Origin of the sequence: Ornithinibacillus sp. FSL M8-0202 (assembly GCF_037975285.1) — a bacterium.
In the GTDB taxonomy this organism is placed as follows: domain Bacteria; phylum Bacillota; class Bacilli; order Bacillales; family Amphibacillaceae; genus Ornithinibacillus; species Ornithinibacillus massiliensis.
In genome coordinates this window covers 70,601-89,201 of sequence record NZ_CP150248.1, presented here as the reverse complement: position 1 = coordinate 89,201, position 18,601 = coordinate 70,601, and the positions used below count along the sequence as shown (strand labels likewise).

Genomic DNA, 18,601 nt, shown 5'->3' with positions numbered 1-18,601 from the left:
ATATAATGAAACTACATAACTATTAATTATCTAATTCGAGGTTGTTATCGATGAAAATTGAGGATTATGAATTACTCTTAAAACTAAATGAAATAGGAACAATCAGGGGTACTGCAAAATCAATCCTTATCTCACAGCCTGCTGTTACCCAGAGATTAAAGTATATTGAGGATTATTTTGGGGAAATGATTTTCATTCGGACACCGAAAAGCCTTGTGCTAACACCGAGTGGGGAAATTATTTTAGATCATGCCAAACAAGTGATCAAACAAGAGCAGTTATTAAAGAATAGGCTGTCGAAATCTAGTAATGAAGTACATGGTACTTTATCCATTGCCTGTTCATCTGTCATCAGTCAACGGTTCCTTCCAAAGATATTAGGTGAATATACCAATCTGTATCCCAATGTAACCATTAACCTCGTAACCGGGATTAGTGAAGATATCCGAAGAAATCATAAGGATTATCATGTATGTATCACACGTGGAGAAAAGCTGAAGGAATCCACAAGTATACGTTTGTTCGATGATCCACTTTACATATTTGATACAGAACCATTTCCAAAGGATTCCTTAAAAGAACGCCCGTTGATTTCATTTAAAAGTGATGATAGTATGCACGAATTAGTGGATAATTGGCTTTATCATCATCAGCATCAAATTAAACCTGTACGCACTATGACCGTAGATCAAATAGAAACATGTAAGCAATTTATGAAACAAGGGATTGGTATGGCTGTTCTTCCTAAAAGCGTATCGGATTCCTTAATGGATGAGTTCCCTAATGTAGCGTTAGAACTGGATGGAGAGCCGGTAACGAGATATACTTGGGTGTCTTATCAAGAAGGAATACTAGAATTACCGCAAGTCAATGCATTTATTAACATGCTAACTAGAGAAACATTCTTGTAAGCTTTTCTTAAGGAATAATCATTATTTTTAATAGAAGGTTCTTTCAATAAATAGGTAAAGGGAAAATGTGAATAAATCATCGCATTTTCCCTTTATGTTATTTTAGTGAACGAAACGGTATGAAGCTACTTCTGGTTCAATGACTCCATCAGGAAACAGGTCGACCAGGTTGCTAGAATTCTGACATATTCTCATCCATTCTTTTTAGCTAACATGCTAAAAGATAGATTATTTTTTTAATTTATCCACTACGGATTTATCTGGTGTAACATAGATGGTTCGTTGATTATCATAAATAACAAAGCCAGGTTTAGAACCGTTTGGCTTTTTAACATGTCTAACCTTTGTAAAGTCAACCGGAACAGACGAAGAATTTTGCGACTTGCTATAGTAGGCCGCTAATTGTGCTGCTTCTGTTATGGTTTCGTCACTTGGTTCTTTTGCTCTAATCACAACATGGGACCCTGGGATATCCTTCGTGTGTAGCCAAATCTCATCCCTATGGGCAAGCTTCATTGTTAAATATTCATTTTGTTTATTATTTTTACCAACTAATATGGTCGTACCATCGGAAGCGATATATTCTTCTGGTTTAGGTGTCGATTGCTTATTCTTACGCTTTCCGATTTTTTGTTTTTTCAAATAGCCTTCTTCACGAAGCTCTTCACGGATTTCTTCTATATCCTCAACTCCAGCAACATCTATTTGTTGCAAGAGCTGGTCGAAGTATGAGATTTCTTCCTTCGTTTTGACCATTTCCTCTTCTACCTTCACTTTAGAGGTTTTCAATTTTTGATAGGTTTTAAAGAAACCTTGCGCATTCTCACTTGGGGTTTTGTTCGGATTTAAATCAATTGTAACCTCGGCTTGTTCCGGGTCATAGTAATCGATTACGGTTACAGAAGTATCTCCCTGTTTTACCACATGCATATTCGCTGTGAGTAATTCCCCAAGTTTTTGGTATTTATCGGCACTTTCTGCTTTTTTAAGTGTACGAGCATGTTTCTTTAGCTTCCGTTCATTTTTATCCCGTTCGTTTTGAATGAAACGATATAAGTCTTTTGCTTGTTGTTTGACTCGATCTCGTTCTGCTTTTCCAGAATAAAATGTATCAAGCATTTGGTTCGTTGTTGAAAAATATTCTTTGTCACCTTGAAAATCGTTCATTTCAATTACGTGGAATTCTTCTTTACTTCCCCGGTAAATCACTGGTTGATATCGGTTATCAGCTATTTGCTCTTGAAGTTTAAGAAATTCTTCCATGAATTTTTCATTAGTACCGAGGCTTACACGATTCAGTAATTCCTTGGCTATAAATGGAGAAAATCCAACAAATAATCGGACGATTTGAGAATCTAGTTTCCCAGCATTAAAGTCAAGTTTTCTAATAAATGTCTCTCCATCTACTTCTAATGGATTTAACTTATCCTGCTGTGGTGGTAGGACATATACAGAGCCAGGTAGAACGGTTCGATGTCGGTTCTGTGCTATTGTAATATGCTTCAGGCTATCGATGATATGTCCTTTTTCATTGTCTACAAGCATTAGATTACTATGTTTGCCCATTAATTCGATAACCAGCTTTTTATAAGATATATCGCCGATTTCATTCCTCGTTTTAATAGAGAATGTTACGATTCTTTCCATTCCATCCTGTTCAATAGCTTCTAAGATAGCACCAGACAAGTGTTTTCTAAGTACCATACAGAACATTGGTGCATCAGCAGGGTTATGAAAAGAGTCCTTTGTAAGATGGACTCGTGAATAGGTAGGATGAATCGATAATAATAAAACATGATTTTTTCCTTGGCTACGAATGGTCATAATAATTTCCGTATCCGTAGGTTGATATATTTTTGTTATTTTTCCGGGGACAAGTGTGTCGGACAATTCTTTTGTCACAGCTCTTGTTACTATTCCGTCAAATGGCATTTGACTCACCTCACAATCCAAATTATAGCATTAAATAGGACAAGTCTGCATAGATATCACTATAAGATTTATCGTTTTGAAATGCTAAAGAGGTTAAGCGTGGAGGAATGCGTCATGAAAAAGTGGTATCAGTTAGATGTAGAACAAGTAGAACAAAAGCTTCAAGTAACCACCAATAGAGGGCTTAGTTCAAAACAAGTGGATCAACGGCATAAGCAGTATGGTTATAATGTTTTGGAATCGGCCAAAAAGCAATCGAGGTGGATAATTTTTTTAAAGCAATTTCAGGATTTTATGGTACTCATCTTACTTGCTGCTACTTTGATTGCAGGTATGTTAGGCGAATTTGTTGATGCGATTGCGATTATGGTCATTGTATTAGTCAATGGAGTTATTGGATTTTTTCAAGAACAAAAAGCAGAAAAGTCACTGGAAAAGCTTAAAGAATTGTCTGCACCATTAGCGCATGTCTATCGTGATCAAAAATGGGAAAGGGTTTTATCACGAGAGCTTGTGGTTGGTGATGTCGTTAAAGTGACTAGTGGTGATCGTATCCCGGCAGATATTCGCATCGTGCAATCGAATAGCTTAGAAACGGAGGAGTCCGCATTAACTGGAGAATCTTTACCAGTTATGAAACATGCTACTGCTATTACTAGGGATGGTCTTGATGCCGGAGACCAAGTAAATATGGGTTTTATGGGTACCTTAGTTACCCGTGGGTCAGGTATAGGAATAGTTGTAGGAACTGGTATGAACACGGTAATGGGACAAATTGCTTCTCTTATGTCTAATACGAAAAAAATTCCAACCCCATTAGAGAGAAAGCTTGCAGAATTAGGAAAGATATTAATTGTTGTTGCTATATTACTAACTATCTTAGTTGTTGGTCTTGGGGTAATACAAGGTCATCCAGTTTATAATATGTTTCTTGCAGGGGTATCGCTTGCGGTTGCAGCAATTCCGGAAGGGTTACCTGCTATTGTTACCGTTGCGCTTTCATTAGGTGTTCAACGCATGATTCGCAAGAAAGCCATTGTACGTAAATTATCCGCGGTAGAAACATTAGGCTGTGCTTCGGTTATTTGTTCTGATAAAACCGGAACGATGACAGAGAATCAAATGACTGTTAAGGAGATGTACGTAAATGGCGAATCTATTACCGTTACTGGTGATGGGTATGATATTGAAGGAAGCTTCTTACTCGGTAATAAGAAATTAACGGATGAGTATCCGAATTTAGAGAAGATGCTCCTATACGGCCAGTTATGTAATAATGCGGAGCTACAAGTAAAAAAGGGTAAATACATGGTTGATGGAGATCCAACAGATGGTGCATTATTAGTTGCAGCTAGAAAAATTGGTCTAAATCATTTAAGTAGAGATAATTTTCATATTGTGAAAGAAATCCCCTTTGATTCAGATCGCAAGCGAATGAGTATAGTGGTTGATGATGATAATGGGCAGCGGTTTCTAATTACGAAGGGTGCACCAGATGTTTTATTACCACGCTGTAATTATGTATTAGACAAGGACAATCGAAGAATTTTAAAGCAACAGGATAAGGACAAGATAGAACGTGCTATAGATGGAATGGCCAACAAGGCATTACGAACCATTGCGATAAGTATAAGGCCTTTATCTAAGGAAATGTCACTGGAAACGGCTTTTCTTGAAAAAGACTTAACATTTATTGGTTTGTATGGCATGATAGATCCTCCTCGCAAAGAGGTTAAAGCAGCAATAGAAGAATGTCGCCAAGCTGGTATTAAAACGGTTATGATTACAGGGGATCATGTAAAAACAGCTCGTGCAATTGCAAAAGAGCTTAAGCTTTTACCGGAAGATGGAATGGTATTAGAGGGCAGTCAGCTAAATCAAATGTCTACGGAAGAACTAGAAGATATAATTGAAGATGTATATGTATTCGCCCGTGTAACCCCAGAGCATAAGTTAAAAATTGTAAAGGCGTTTCAATCTCGAGGGCATATCGTTGCGATGACAGGGGATGGGGTTAATGATGCACCTGCCATTAAGGCTAGTGATATTGGGATTAGTATGGGAATTAGTGGTACAGATGTAACGAAGGAAGCTTCTTCCCTCGTTCTAATGGATGATAACTTTGCTACGATAAAAGCAGCTATTCAAGAGGGACGTAATATATACGAGAACATTCGAAAATTTATTCGTTATTTATTGGCATCAAATGTCGGAGAAATATTAGTTATGCTCTTTGCTATGTTATTAGGTATGCCACTACCATTAGTGCCAGTACAAATCCTTTGGGTTAATCTTGTAACAGATGGATTACCTGCGATGGCACTTGGCTTAGACAAGCCTGAAGATGATGTGATGAAACGTACGCCAAGAAGTCCGAATGAAGGAGTCTTTGCTAGGGGCTTAGGTTATAAAATTATAACAAGAGGTATCTTAATTGGTATCGTTACGCTAATTGCGTTTATGGTTACGTACCAGAATAATCCTGAAAACCTTGTATATGCTCAAACAGTTGCTTTCACAACACTAGTTATGGCCCAGTTAATTCACGTGTTTGACTGCCGTAGTGAAGTTTCTGTCTTTGACCGAAACCCTTTTGGGAATATCTATTTAGTACTAGCTGTGTTATCTTCAGTCCTTCTATTATTAGTCGTTATCTACTGGGCACCATTACAGCCGATATTCCATACCGTATCATTAGGATTACGTGACTGGTTGCTAATCTTAGGTCTAGGTGCAATACCAACTGTCCTATTTGGTTTTACTAGGAAGTAATTTAGCTAGAAGGAAAGTGTCTAATATTTAGAGGCTTTAGACAAAACGAATTCGAACAGAGGATAAACTGAACATGAAAGTTAGCGCATCAAATCCGCCCCGGAAATATACTACTTCCGTGGGCGGCTGGTGAGCCTCCTCAGAGCTAAAGCTCCCCAGGGTCTCACCGATGCCTTTCCTCACACAGGAGTCTCCGTATATTTCCGGGGCTATGTGGTGATGGTTCGTTTTTTATTACCTTTGTTTTCGTTTTGTCCCCGGCCTCTTTTTGTATTTCTTGAGCAAAGAGAATGCTTATAATTTGGCTTGTACTGTAACTTTACCGTTCTATTTCAACCTCGAATTAGTTGCTTCCATCACAAATTGTATTCACTATTCAAAGTCCAATAATCGTAGGATGACAACAAGATATGCTATAATTAATGATAAGTTAATTGAAGTAGGTGATGTTTTTGGTGAAAAGTATGACTGGTTATGGAACAAGCACATTCAATTTAGAGAATACATCCATTACAGTAGAAATAAGATCGGTAAACCATCGATTTTTGGATATTGTACCAAAGTATCCGAGAACATTTTTATTCCTGGAAGATAAAATTAAACGGATTATAAAATCTTACTTTAATCGAGGCCGAATTGAAATACATATCGACATGGATGGAAAGGGTTTTGTTAATAAGTCCATTCTTACGGATTGGGATTTAATGGATCACTATATGCAACAACTACAAATCGCTAAGGATCGCTATTCGCTTCCTGGTGACATTCCCCTCTCTATGTTGACTGTTCTCCCAGACTTAATGACAGTTCAGGAAAATGAAGAAAAGCCAAGTCAACTTCAGGAACAATTATTAACTCATGTAGAACAGGCCTGTCAGCAAGTTGTAGAAATGCGTGTAGAAGAAGGGAAGCACTTAGTCGATGATATTATGAAACGTGTATCCACTATTCGAGATATGGTACTATTGTTAGAAGGACGAAGAGAAGCGGTTGTCGAGGAATATCGTTTACGTATAAAAAAACGTATTTCTGAATATGTTAATAACCAAATTTCAATAGAAGATGGTCGTATCCATCAGGAAATAGCCTTATTAGCAGAAAAGGGAGATATTACCGAAGAGCTGACACGACTACATAGTCATTTAGACCAAATGAAAGAGTTATGTCAAAGCGATGAACCAATAGGAAGAAAACTCGACTTCATCGTACAGGAAATGAATCGAGAGGCCAATACGATTGGGTCGAAATCAAATGACCACAAGATCGGAGAATGGACCGTAGGCTTAAAGAGCGAAATTGAAAAGATTAAAGAACAAGTTCAAAACATGGAGTAAAACTTTTTCTGACACTTTTATTTTCCTAAAAAAGCCTATATAATAGTTTAGAATGATTAAGGGGGAAGGCAAGTTGGGTTTACAATTAATAAATATTGGTTTTGGAAATGTTGTTTCAGCGAATAGAGTAATATCGATTGTATCACCTGAATCAGCACCAATAAAAAGAATTATCACCGTTGCACGGGATAACAATAAATTAGTAGATGCTACATATGGGAGAAGAACAAGGGCGGTTATTATTACCGACAGTGATCATGTAGTGCTTTCTGCTGTACAACCAGAAACGGTTGGCCAACGAGTACTAAGTCATGAAGAAATCGCTGATGAATAAACACGGGTAATTAGGAGGAAAAAACTTGATTGAAGAGAAAGGCATTTTATTTATTCTTTCAGGACCATCTGGTGTAGGAAAAGGGACTGTTAGAAAAGAAGTTTTTAAGCGTAAAACCGAATTACGCTATTCGATATCTATGACTACTAGAGAAAAACGTCCTGGTGAAGTAGATGGTGTAGATTATTTTTATAAGACAAATGAAGAGTTTGAAAAACTTATTGAACAAGGAAAACTGTTAGAGTATGCTAAATTTGTCAATAATTATTATGGTACACCTAAGGACTATGTATTGGAAACATTGGATAAAGGGCATGATGTGTTTCTAGAAATTGAAGTTCAAGGTGCCATGCAAGTAAAGCAGAACTTCCCAGAAGGCGTATTTATCTTCTTATTCCCTCCTAGTTTAGAGGAATTAAAAAATAGAATAACTAATCGTGGTACAGAAGAAGAGGATGTAATCCTTAATCGATTAAAGGAAGCGCGCAATGAAATTGAAATGATGGATGCCTATGATTATGTTGTGGTGAATGACGATGTTGACAAGGCAGTCGATAAAATCCAATCCATTATTCAAAGTGAACATTGTAAGAGAGAACGCATTGCCGCACAATATAAAAAGTTATTGGAGGATGAACTATCATGATGTTAGAACCGTCTATTGATGAATTACAAGAAAAGGTAAAATCAAAATATTCCCTTGTGACATTATCTGCGAAAAGAGCTAGACAGCTACGTGAATTAAAAAACCTGCGAATTGAAAGTCCAAAATCACATAAATTTGTTGGTATGGCACTAGAAGAGATTGCTGCAGAGGAACTAAAATTAGAAGATGAACAATAAAACGGATAATCCCTTGCATGTAAAATGCGAGGGATTATTTTTTATGTCGAAATTATGGTATAACTAGACTAGAAGATTTATTCATGACTGGAAAGGTGTATGTTACTATGCGAAATAAAAAAATATTGCTAGGCGTCTCAGGTGGAATTGCGGCTTATAAGGCATGTGCCTTAACGAGTAAATTAACACAACAAGGTGCTAATGTTAAAGTAATGATGACAGAATCGGCAACTAAGTTCGTATCGCCACTTACGTTCCAAGCTTTATCACGTAATCCAGTATATACGGATACATTTGATGAAAAAGATCCTAAAAAAATTGCTCATATTGAACTAGCAGATTGGGCTGATATTATCGTCCTAGCACCTGCCACAGCAAATGTAATTGGCAAGATAGCAAATGGCATAGCGGACGATATGTTATCCACTACCATACTTGCTACTAAAGCGGAAGTCTATATTGCACCAGCGATGAATGTCCATATGTATGAGCATCCTGCAGTAATCAAAAATATGCAAACCTTAACAGAGTATGGTTATCATTTTATTGAGCCAGGTGCAGGGTACCTTGCGTGTGGCTGGATTGGAAAAGGCAGACTAGAGGAGCCAGAAACAATCATTGAAGTAATTAAAGCCCATCAACAAGATACTAGGTTATTAGCTGGCAAAAAAGTATTAATATCTGCTGGACCAACAAGGGAAAAGGTAGACCCAGTTAGATTCTTTTCTAATCGATCTACAGGGAAAATGGGGTATAAATTAGCAGAAGCAGCCTATGAATTAGGAGCTGATGTAACCTTAGTGTCTGGACCAGTTCATATCCAATTAGAATCAGGAGTAGGATCCATTAAATTGGTTCATGTCACCACTGCTGAAGATATGTATCAAGCAATGATGGATAATTTTCGAGAGCAAGATATTGTAATTAAAGCAGCCGCTGTCGCGGATTACCGTCCCAAAGTTACTTATGAGGAAAAAATGAAAAAGCAAGACGGTAATCTACATATAGAATTAGAGCGAACGAAAGATATTTTAAAAGCACTTGGAGAAATGAAGACAAATCAATATCTGGTAGGCTTTGCTGCCGAAACACAAAAGTTACAAGAATATGGACAGGATAAGTTGAAACGAAAGAATTTAGATGCCATCGTGTTGAATAATGTATCACAACAGGGAGCAGGGTTTGGTAGTGATACAAATATCGTGACGTATTTAAATAAAAACTTAGAGGAATACAAAATTCCAAAAGCATCAAAGAAAGAAGTAGCAATCCAAATATTGCAATATATATTACGTGATATGAAGGATGAGAAGGCGTGAGTATTGCGAAGGTTATAGTGGATGTCCAGGCAAAAACAATCAATCAGACATTTGATTACCTTGTTCCTGAACGGTTTCAAGATATTATCAAAGAAGGAATGCGCGTTATTGTTCCTTTTGGTCCTAGAAAGATAACCGGATTTGTTGTAGCAATAAAGGAAGAATCCGAATTTAATAAGCTTAAACCAATTCTTGACGTATTAGATATCCAGCCGGTTCTTACTAAAGAATTACTAGAATTAGGAAAATGGGTTGCGGAAGATACGTTAACATTATATATTACAGCTTATCAAGCCATGCTTCCACAAGTTTTAAAAGCACAATATAAGAAAGAATTAATACGAAACACAGAAGAACCTCTCATTCCGGAAATGGAGGACCTCTTTGCTGGCAGAGATGTGATAGGTTTTGAAGAATTTGAGCATTCTAGCATTCCATACTCAAAATTACAGCGAGCCATTCAGGATACAACGATTTCCATTAATTATGTCGTAAAGTCAAAGGTTACGAAAAGGCAAGTGACCTATATTGAACCGAATAAAGAGACTTATTTATTAGAAGAGGCGTTCATGGATCTATCACATAATGCCAAAAAGCAAAAGCAAGTTCTTTCGTATTTTATAGAATTTCCTGAACCAATAGAACAAAGTAAGCTCTTTAAATTAACGAATACAAACCGAACCGTAATAAGGGCGTTACTCGAAAAACAGTTATTAAGAGAGTATAAAAAAGAGGTATACCGTAATCCTTATGAGGAGGCCTCCTTTCAAAAAACGTATCCACTTACGTTAACAGAACAACAGGAGAAAGCACTAGAACCTATCAATAGAAAAATACAGCAAAAAGAACATGATGTATTTTTAGTTCATGGGGTGACCGGTAGTGGAAAAACAGAAATTTACTTACAAGCAATTCAAGAAGTTTTAGAACAGGGTAAAGAAGCTATTGTATTAGTTCCGGAAATTTCCCTTACCCCACAAATGGTTAGTCGGTTCAAAGGACGCTTTGGGGAAAAAGTCGCTGTTATGCACAGTGCGTTGTCTAACGGGGAAAAATATGATGAATGGCGTAAAATCCAATCTAAAAAGGTTAAGGTCGTAGTAGGTGCTAGGTCAGCAATATTTGCACCGTTTGAAAATCTAGGAATTATTATTATCGATGAAGAGCATGAAACGACATATAAACAAGAGGATCAACCACGCTACCATGCAAGAGATGTTGCCATAAAACGTGGACAATATCATCATTGTCCGGTAGTACTAGGTAGTGCAACACCAACATTAGAATCCTATGCCCGAGCAAAAAGGGGCGTATACCAACTTGCTACCCTTAGCGAACGTACTAACAAACAGGAAATGCCAGATATCGAAATTGTCGATATGCGAGAGGAATTGCATAACGGGAATCGTTCTATGTTTTCTACTAGGTTAAAAGAAAGTATGGAAAGTGCAATCAATCGCGGGGAACAAGTTGTTCTATTGCTGAACCGAAGAGGGTATTCTACTTTTGTGATGTGCCGAGATTGTGGTCATGTAAAGCAATGTCCACATTGTGATATCGCACTGACCTATCATAAACGATCAAATCAATTAAAATGTCACTACTGTTCGTTTGAGGAACCAATGCCAAATCAATGCCCGGAATGTACTAGTGATGCTATCCGATATTTCGGAACAGGGACACAGCGTGTGGAGGAATCGTTACATGAGTTAATGCCCCATGCTAGAGTTATTCGGATGGATGTGGACACTACGAGAAAAAAAGGAGCGCATGAAAGACTGCTTAAAAGCTTTGCCAATAAAGAAGCAGATATATTATTAGGAACACAAATGATTGCCAAAGGGTTAGATTTTGCCAACGTGACGTTGGTAGGTGTGTTAACCGCAGATTCTATGCTGCATTTACCGGACTTTCGTTCAAGTGAAAAGACATTTCAACTATTAACACAGGTTAGTGGTAGAGCTGGTAGACATGAGCTTCCTGGACAAGTAATCGTACAATCCTATACACCAGATCATTATAGTATTCAACTCGCAAGTGAATATGATTTTAATCAATTCTTTTTACGAGAAATGCAAATAAGAAAGACATTTCGCTATCCTCCATATGTATATCTAGCATTGGTAACTGTTTCCCATCCCAATCACGTGAAGGTGGTACAAATTACACAACGAATTGTTCAATTACTTCTAAAAGTTGTAAATGAGGAAACCGTTGTACTCGGGCCGACCGCGTCACCAATAACTAGGATCAAAGATAGATATCGCTATCAATGCATGATAAAATACAGAAATGAACCTAACTTAAGAAAGTATTTAAAAAAGATAATCGACCAATTTGCGGATGAAGCTCGCAAAGAGGACTTATTAATTACAATCGATATGCAACCATATCACCTGATGTAGAAAGAGGTAATGTTATGAAACGAATCGTTTTTATGGGAACACCAGATTTTTCTGTCCCTATATTAAGAGAACTTGTTCAATCGGAATATGAAGTCGTTCTTGTCGTAACGCAACCAGATCGACCAAAAGGGAGAAAAAAGGTTATAACTCCTCCAGCTGTAAAAGTAGAAGCAGAAACACATGGTATACCTGTTTTTCAACCGGAGAAAATTCGCCATGATTATCAACCAATCTTAGATGTAAAACCGGATATTATTGTGACTGCTGCATATGGTCAAATTTTACCGAATGAGCTTCTGGAAGGTCCACAATATGGCTGTATTAATGTCCATGCCTCCTTACTTCCTGAATTACGTGGTGGTGCACCAATACATTATGCCATTATGCAAGGCAAGAAGGAGACAGGGATCACCATCATGTACATGGCTGAAAAATTAGATGCTGGCGATATCCTTACTCAAAGAAGTATTCCGATTGAATTAGAAGACCATGTAGGTTCACTACATGATAAGCTTTCCGTCGTTGGTGCACAATTATTAATGGAAACATTGCCCAACTTGTTTAGAGGACAAATTCAACCAATTAAACAAGACGACTCCAAGGCTAGTTTTGCATCGAATATAAAACGTGAACAAGAAAAGATTAACTGGCATCAATCACATACCGAAATTTATAATCAAATACGTGGTCTTCATCCATGGCCAGTTGCCTTTACGACCTATGCTAATCAAACCATGAAAATATGGTGGGGTGAACCAGTAGAGCAGGTTCTTAATGGGGAGCCAGGTGAGATTGTGGCGAAAGAGAATGATGAAGCTTTTATTGTTGTGTGTGGAAATCAGAAAGGAATACGAATTACCGAAATACAGCCAGCTGGGAAGAAACGAATGACTGTAAAAGATTATTTACAAGGCTCCAGTGATCGAATCCAAATCGGTATTAAAATGGGTGAATAATATGGAAAAATATCTTCTTAGAAATACAGCAATAGAATTATTAATGAGAATTGAACAAGATAGTGGTTATAGTCATCTATTAATAAGTCATGAGATCAATGCTAAGCATATATCACAAAAGGATGAGGGTTTATTAACAGAGCTTGTTTACGGAACCATTCAATATAAAATGACATTGGACTTTTATATCGATTCTTTTATTGATAAAAAGAAAAAGCTATCACTATGGGTTCGTATGCTGTTAAGGATGTCTATTTATCAAATGGTGTATTTAGATAAAGTTCCAGACCATGCTATTATTCATGAAGCGGTTGAAATAGCTAAGCAAAGAGGCCACAAAGGAATAGCCTCCTTAGTCAATGCTGTTCTTCGGAATATACAACGGAACGGTGTCCCAAAAATTGAAACCATAGAGGATCCTACAAAGCGTTTAAGTATTGCCACAAGTCATCCAGAATGGTTGGTCAAACGCTGGATAGATCATTATGGCTATGAGACGACAAAAGAAATGTGTGAAGCGAATTTACAACATAAGCCTATTTCGATACGGATTCAACCGATGAAAATTTCAAGAGTCGAAGCAATGAAACAATTAGAGGATGAGGGCTATGTTGTTTCAACTTCACCGTTTTCTGAACAAGGAATTATCGTACAAAAAGGAAATGTTTTAAAATCTTCCTTGTTTATGGAAGGAATGGCTACGATTCAAGACCAAAGTTCGATGCTAGTTGGTGAAATAATGCAGGCTATGCCAGGTCAAACCGTACTAGATGCCTGTAGTGCTCCTGGTGGGAAGGCCACTCATATAGCGGAAAAGATGCAGAATAATGGCGTTGTGTATGCCCATGACTTGCATAAGAAAAAAATAAAGCTTATAGAAGAGAAGGCACAAGTATTAAATCTGACCAATATCAAAGCTGAACAACTAGATGCTCGGAAATTAGCAGAACGATATAAACCAGAAACCTTCGATCGTATATTAGTAGATGCGCCGTGCTCTGGTTTAGGTGTTATGAGAGGCAAACCAGATATAAAGTATAATAAAAGTGAAGAAGACATTGAAAGACTTGCTATCATTCAAAAGGATATTTTATCAACCGTTGCTCCATTGCTAAAGCCTGGTGGGCTATTAGTATATAGTACTTGTACGGTGGATCCTGGAGAAAATGAAGAAGTAGTGAAAGATTTTTTAAGAGAAAATAATAATTACCAAATCGATGAGCGGTTTTATGAGGACTTGCCTACTGAATTAAACGCTTCACCAGGTATTACACAATATGGGTTACAGATTTTTCCACAAAGCTATCAAACAGACGGTTTTTTCTTAACTAGAATGGTTAAAAAATCTTAAAAAATAATTAGAATGGATATGCTGACAGTATAAAGTACTAGAAAAGGATATTCTTAATTTGAAAAGTGTGTAATACTTATGTACAAAAGTAGAATGATGCTAAGGAAAAGGGGTGGTAGAAATGGAAGGACATTTTTTGACGGATCGTGGTCAAGTGAGAGCACATAATGAAGACTCTGGTGGAATATTCTCAAACAGTCACGGACAATATCTGGCAATTATTGCTGATGGTATGGGTGGCCATCAAGCAGGAGATGTTGCAAGTGATATGGCGACGACCATTTTGGAGAAGAAATGGAAAGAAATTAAAGGCTTTGATTCCCCAGAGGAAGTAGAAGAATGGTTACAACAATCTCTACTGGATGCAAATACGTCTATATATCAACTATCACTAGAAAAGGAAGAATGCCAAGGTATGGGCACTACTGTTGTTGTTGCTGTCTGTACAGGGGAATTTATTACGGTTGCTCATATTGGTGATAGTAGATGCTACTTATTCAACGATTTTAGATTTAAACAAATTACAGAAGACCACTCGTTAGTCAATGCACTTGTTCAATCGGGACAAATTTCAAAGGATGACGCGATGTACCACCCGAGAAAAAATGTTGTCCTTAGAGCTTTAGGAACGAATGAATTAGTTGAACCTGATATCCAAACCATTAATTGGGAAGCTGGAGACAGACTATTATTGTGCTCAGATGGTTTAACAGATAAAGTACATGACGGAGAGCTTGCTGATTATTTAAAGTCTACTGAAGATATTGAAGAGGTTGGCAAACGATTAGTTGATTTAGCAAATGAACGTGGTGGGGAGGATAATGTTTCTCTTATCATCATACAGCATGAAGCATCGTTGGAAGAAGGTGAACCACCATGCTAAATGGTCGTTTGCTTAGTGAGCGTTACCAAATAAAAGAAAAAATTGGCGGAGGCGGAATGGCAGACGTCTACCTAGCCGAAGACATTATATTAGATCGAAAAGTAGCTATAAAAGTGCTGCGATTGGAATATGCCAATGATGAAGAATTTATTGCTAGATTTGATCGTGAAGCACAGTCTGCCACGAGCCTGTCACATCCGAATGTCGTAACCATTTATGATGTTGGTGAAGAGGACCAAATTTTGTATATGGTGATGGAATATGTGGATGGGATGACATTAAAAGAATTTATTCAGCGGTATGGTCCGATCGATGTACCTGAAGCAATCGAAATTATGAAGCAAATCACAGCAGCTATATCTCACGCTCATGAGAATGGAATTGTTCATCGTGACATAAAACCGCAAAATATCTTAATTGATACATATGGTCATATTAAAGTTACAGACTTTGGTATTGCGATGGCGTTAAGTGCAACATCATTAACGCAAACTAATTCTGTATTAGGTTCTGTACACTATTTGTCTCCTGAACAGGCAAGAGGCGGAATGGCTACGAAAAAATCAGACATCTATTCATTAGGTATCGTATTTTTTGAAATGCTTACCGGTAGATTGCCTTTTTCTGGACAATCCCCGGTTTCCATTGCACTGAAACATTTACAAAGTGAAACACCATCCGTTCGTAGGTTTAGCCCTGAGGTTCCACAAAGTGTCGAGAATATCGTACTTAAAGCGACAGCGAAGGATCCTTTTCATCGATTTGAAACCGTTTATGATATGGAAGATAATTTGGAATTGGCACTTTCTCCTGATAGGTTGGACGAACCTAAATTCACTCCACCAACAGAAATAGGAGAAGAAACTAAAGCTATCCCAATTATTACGGAGAACCAACTTGAAAATATCCATCATGATACGATTGTTCATCAGGCAAATGCTGAAACAAAGAAGGTAGAAGATAAAGAGAAGTCAAAGGGAAAAGGCAAAAGCACTTCTACAGCAAAAGGAAAAACAAAGAAAAAGCGCAATAAGAAAAAAATACTTATTATTTCTATTCTATCCTTTTTGCTTTTGTTAATCGTGGCTACCCTTCTGTTTATCGTTCCTGGACTAACGAAACCGAAGGATGTTACGATACCAGAGGATATAATCGGTCAAGAATTTAGTGAAGTAGAAGATGAATTAGAAGCCCTTAACTTAGTTGTCGAAAGGGAAGATATGCCTCATGATGAAATAGAGGAAGGAAAAGTCGTCAAAACAAATCCAAGACCAGGTCGAACGATTAAAGAAGGACAAACGATAACCGTTTATGTTAGTGAAGGTAAAGCAAAAGATATGTTTGGCGATTATGTTGGTAGACAAATTGGAGATGTCGAACGATTACTGGAAGAAAAAGGATATAAGCCACCGCAAATTTATGAGGTGTTTTCGGACGAACCTGCTGGTGTCATTATCAAGCAAACTCAGCCAGATCCTGGAGATGAGGTAGTTCCGGAAGAAACGACAGTTATTTTTGAAGTTAGTAAAGGGAAAGAACCTATCGAACTGGATAATCTTACTGGATTAACTAGAGAAGAGGCGAGAGGATATCTTGAAGCAAAAGGGTTAATAATGGAGCCTCATGAGGAGTACTCAGATACCGTACCAGAAGGTCAGGTTATTAGACAAGACCCTAGAGCTAAAACAGAATTAAATCAAGGTGATAAAGTAAATGTCTATTTCTCTATCGGTCCAGAAATATTACCTCCAAGATCCTATTCCGTGACACTTCCAATTGAATATACGTTGGAGGAAGAGGAAAACAATGAACCGATACAACAAGTAATTACCATTTATATACAGGATATGAACAATCCTGATATAACGGTTGCTAATGAAGAAATGTCAATCACGGAAGATACCGAAATAAATATAGACTTAATGATTGAACAGAAAAGTCAGGCGAGGTATCGAGTAATGCGTGATAATGAAGTAATTTATGATGAGACGATTTCATATGAAGAGGGTGAATAAATGCCAGAGGGCAGAATAATTAAAGCTTTGAGTGGCTTCTACTATGTACAAACAACTAAGGATATATTTCAATGTAAAGGTAGAGGAGTATTCCGTAAAAAGAATATTACACCACTTGTAGGTGACTTTGTATCCTTTGATATTCGTGAGGATAAAGAAGGCTATATTACGGAAATAAAACCAAGGACGAATGAATTAATTCGTCCTCCTATTGCGAACATTAGCCAAGCCATTATAGTCAGCTCCGCAATCGAGCCGGAATTTAGTTCGACCTTACTGGACCGGTTCTTAGTATTAATTGAGGCAAAGGGTATTCAACCCATTATCTTTATTACGAAAATAGACCTCCTTACAGAAGAACAATTACAGGTCATTCAAAAATATCAAGCAGACTATGAAGCAATAGGGTATAGGACAGAGCTGTTTTCTACTAAGAAAACGATGGATTCTGAGCGAATACAAGGCTATTTACAAGACCACGTCACTGTAATTGCTGGACAATCTGGAGTAGGAAAATCTTCTTTAATTAATGTATTAAGTCCTGACACGCAATTAAAAACAGCGGATATTTCCAAAAGTCTCGGACGAGGGAAACATACGACTAGACATGTCGAATTAATTGAAATTAATTATGGGTTAGTTGCGGATACCCCAGGATTTAGCGCGTTGGATTTTGATGAGATTGAAGCAGAAGAGTTGTCGGATTGCTTCCCTGAAATGCGTGAAAGGAAGGAATACTGTAAATTTAGGGGATGTTTACACGCAAAAGAACCAAAATGCGCAGTAAAAGATGCAGTAGAAAACGGAGAACTTCCAAAATATCGGTATGACCATTACATCAGTTTTTTGGAAGAAATACAAACACGAAAGCCGAGGTATTAACATGGTAAAAATAGCACCATCTATATTATCAGCAGACTTTGCAAAATTAGGGGAAGAAATAAAAGATGTGGAAAAAGGGAATGCAGACTATATTCATGTTGACGTCATGGATGGTCACTTTGTACCCAATATAACGATTGGTCCATTGATTGTGGAAGCTATTAAGCCAACAACGAAATTACCGTTAGATGTTCACCTCATGATAGAAAATCCAGATCAATATATTCCTGCTTTTGTAAAGGCTGGAGCATCGATTATTACGGTTCATCAGGAGGCTAGTGTCCATTTACATCGAACAATCCAATTAATTAAAGCAAATAATGTAAAGGCAGGGGTTGTCATTAATCCAGGTACACCTGCAGAAATGATTCGTGATGTATTAGGTGATGTGGACTTAGTGTTAATTATGACTGTGAACCCTGGATTTGGTGGTCAGTCGTTTATTGAATCAACGTTAAAAAAGATTAAGCAAATAGCAACATGGCGTGAAGAAAATGGCTATACGTTTGAAATTGAGGTTGATGGTGGAGTAAATGTATCGACAGCGAAACAATGTGTTGATGCTGGAGCAGATGTGTTAGTGGCAGGTAGTGCAGTGTTTAATCAAGAGGATCGGACAAAAGCAATATTAGATATTCGTAAAGCATGTGAAATGTAGAGGATA

The 18,601-nt window shown here is 37.4% G+C and carries 15 protein-coding genes; 14 read left to right on the top strand and 1 reads right to left on the bottom strand.

The window, feature by feature from the left end:
* The first annotated feature begins 50 nt into the window (after positions 1–50).
* Positions 51–911 carry a LysR family transcriptional regulator gene (locus MKY78_RS00465; protein ID WP_186868615.1) on the top strand — a complete coding sequence of 287 codons (861 nt, stop codon included), beginning with the start codon at positions 51–53 and terminating at the stop codon, positions 909–911.
* 228 nt (positions 912–1,139) lie between these two features.
* On the opposite strand, the gene MKY78_RS00460 is transcribed toward MKY78_RS00465, so the two are convergent.
* Complete coding sequence (locus tag MKY78_RS00460; RefSeq protein ID WP_339215395.1) at positions 1,140–2,843, bottom strand: NFACT RNA binding domain-containing protein; 1,704 nt, start codon at positions 2,841–2,843, stop codon at positions 1,140–1,142.
* A gap of 114 nt (positions 2,844–2,957) precedes the next feature.
* Here MKY78_RS00460 and MKY78_RS00455 point away from each other — a divergent pair, with 114 nt between their 5' ends.
* The 13 genes from MKY78_RS00455 (at position 2,958) to rpe (ending at position 18,595) form a co-directional block, all read left to right on the top strand.
* On the top strand, positions 2,958–5,615 hold the full coding sequence (locus tag MKY78_RS00455; RefSeq protein WP_186868617.1) for a calcium-translocating P-type ATPase, SERCA-type: 2,658 nt from the start codon (positions 2,958–2,960) through the stop codon (positions 5,613–5,615).
* 446 nt (positions 5,616–6,061) lie between these two features.
* The gene (locus tag MKY78_RS00450; protein ID WP_339215393.1) at positions 6,062–6,949 is read left to right on the top strand and encodes a YicC/YloC family endoribonuclease; all 888 of its coding nucleotides are present in this window, start codon (positions 6,062–6,064) and stop codon (positions 6,947–6,949) included.
* 73 nt (positions 6,950–7,022) lie between these two features.
* Positions 7,023–7,283, top strand: coding sequence for a DUF370 domain-containing protein (locus tag MKY78_RS00445; RefSeq protein WP_186868619.1), 261 nt, complete (start codon positions 7,023–7,025; stop codon positions 7,281–7,283).
* A gap of 25 nt (positions 7,284–7,308) precedes the next feature.
* Complete coding sequence (gene gmk / locus MKY78_RS00440; protein WP_211741512.1) at positions 7,309–7,929, top strand: guanylate kinase; 621 nt, start codon at positions 7,309–7,311, stop codon at positions 7,927–7,929.
* Positions 7,926–8,126, top strand: a complete 201-nt coding sequence (rpoZ, locus tag MKY78_RS00435) for a DNA-directed RNA polymerase subunit omega (protein ID WP_186868621.1) — start codon at positions 7,926–7,928, stop codon at positions 8,124–8,126. The genes gmk and rpoZ overlap by 4 nt, the downstream gene beginning before the upstream one ends.
* Positions 8,127–8,233: 107 nt before the next feature.
* Positions 8,234–9,445 carry a bifunctional phosphopantothenoylcysteine decarboxylase/phosphopantothenate--cysteine ligase CoaBC gene (coaBC, locus tag MKY78_RS00430; RefSeq protein WP_339215390.1) on the top strand — a complete coding sequence of 404 codons (1,212 nt, stop codon included), beginning with the start codon at positions 8,234–8,236 and terminating at the stop codon, positions 9,443–9,445.
* The gene (priA, locus tag MKY78_RS00425; protein WP_339215388.1) at positions 9,442–11,850 is read left to right on the top strand and encodes a primosomal protein N'; all 2,409 of its coding nucleotides are present in this window, start codon (positions 9,442–9,444) and stop codon (positions 11,848–11,850) included. Before coaBC ends, priA begins: the two co-directional genes overlap by 4 nt.
* 14 nt (positions 11,851–11,864) lie before the next feature.
* Positions 11,865–12,806 carry a methionyl-tRNA formyltransferase gene (gene fmt, locus MKY78_RS00420; RefSeq protein WP_339215386.1) on the top strand — a complete coding sequence of 314 codons (942 nt, stop codon included), beginning with the start codon at positions 11,865–11,867 and terminating at the stop codon, positions 12,804–12,806.
* Between the two features lies 1 nt (position 12,807).
* Positions 12,808–14,157, top strand: coding sequence for a 16S rRNA (cytosine(967)-C(5))-methyltransferase RsmB (rsmB, locus tag MKY78_RS00415; protein WP_339215385.1), 1,350 nt, complete (start codon positions 12,808–12,810; stop codon positions 14,155–14,157).
* Positions 14,158–14,278: 121 nt separating this feature from the next.
* A complete protein-coding gene (locus tag MKY78_RS00410) occupies positions 14,279–15,040 on the top strand; it encodes a Stp1/IreP family PP2C-type Ser/Thr phosphatase (RefSeq protein ID WP_211741507.1) in 762 nt (253 codons plus the stop codon).
* A complete protein-coding gene (pknB, locus tag MKY78_RS00405; RefSeq protein ID WP_211741506.1) occupies positions 15,034–17,055 on the top strand; it encodes a Stk1 family PASTA domain-containing Ser/Thr kinase in 2,022 nt (673 codons plus the stop codon). The genes MKY78_RS00410 and pknB overlap by 7 nt, the downstream gene beginning before the upstream one ends.
* Entirely contained in the window at positions 17,056–17,937 is an 882-nt protein-coding gene (gene rsgA / locus MKY78_RS00400) for a ribosome small subunit-dependent GTPase A (RefSeq protein WP_339215384.1), read from the top strand.
* Position 17,938: 1 nt separating this feature from the next.
* The gene (gene rpe / locus MKY78_RS00395; RefSeq protein WP_211741504.1) at positions 17,939–18,595 is read left to right on the top strand and encodes a ribulose-phosphate 3-epimerase; all 657 of its coding nucleotides are present in this window, start codon (positions 17,939–17,941) and stop codon (positions 18,593–18,595) included.
* The last annotated feature ends 6 nt before the right edge of the window (positions 18,596–18,601 follow it).

Coding starts and splice junctions, on each gene's coding strand:
- MKY78_RS00465 (WP_186868615.1), top strand. CDS start 51: ATGAAAATTGAGGATTATGAATTACTCTTAAAACTAAATGAAATAGGA.
- MKY78_RS00460 (WP_339215395.1), bottom strand. CDS start 2,843: ATGCCATTTGACGGAATAGTAACAAGAGCTGTGACAAAAGAATTGTCC.
- MKY78_RS00455 (WP_186868617.1), top strand. CDS start 2,958: ATGAAAAAGTGGTATCAGTTAGATGTAGAACAAGTAGAACAAAAGCTT.
- MKY78_RS00450 (WP_339215393.1), top strand. CDS start 6,062: ATGTTTTTGGTGAAAAGTATGACTGGTTATGGAACAAGCACATTCAAT.
- rpoZ (WP_186868621.1), top strand. CDS start 7,926: ATGATGTTAGAACCGTCTATTGATGAATTACAAGAAAAGGTAAAATCA.
- coaBC (WP_339215390.1), top strand. CDS start 8,234: ATGCGAAATAAAAAAATATTGCTAGGCGTCTCAGGTGGAATTGCGGCT.
- fmt (WP_339215386.1), top strand. CDS start 11,865: ATGAAACGAATCGTTTTTATGGGAACACCAGATTTTTCTGTCCCTATA.
- rsmB (WP_339215385.1), top strand. CDS start 12,808: ATGGAAAAATATCTTCTTAGAAATACAGCAATAGAATTATTAATGAGA.
- MKY78_RS00410 (WP_211741507.1), top strand. CDS start 14,279: ATGGAAGGACATTTTTTGACGGATCGTGGTCAAGTGAGAGCACATAAT.
- pknB (WP_211741506.1), top strand. CDS start 15,034: ATGCTAAATGGTCGTTTGCTTAGTGAGCGTTACCAAATAAAAGAAAAA.
- rsgA (WP_339215384.1), top strand. CDS start 17,056: ATGCCAGAGGGCAGAATAATTAAAGCTTTGAGTGGCTTCTACTATGTA.
- rpe (WP_211741504.1), top strand. CDS start 17,939: ATGGTAAAAATAGCACCATCTATATTATCAGCAGACTTTGCAAAATTA.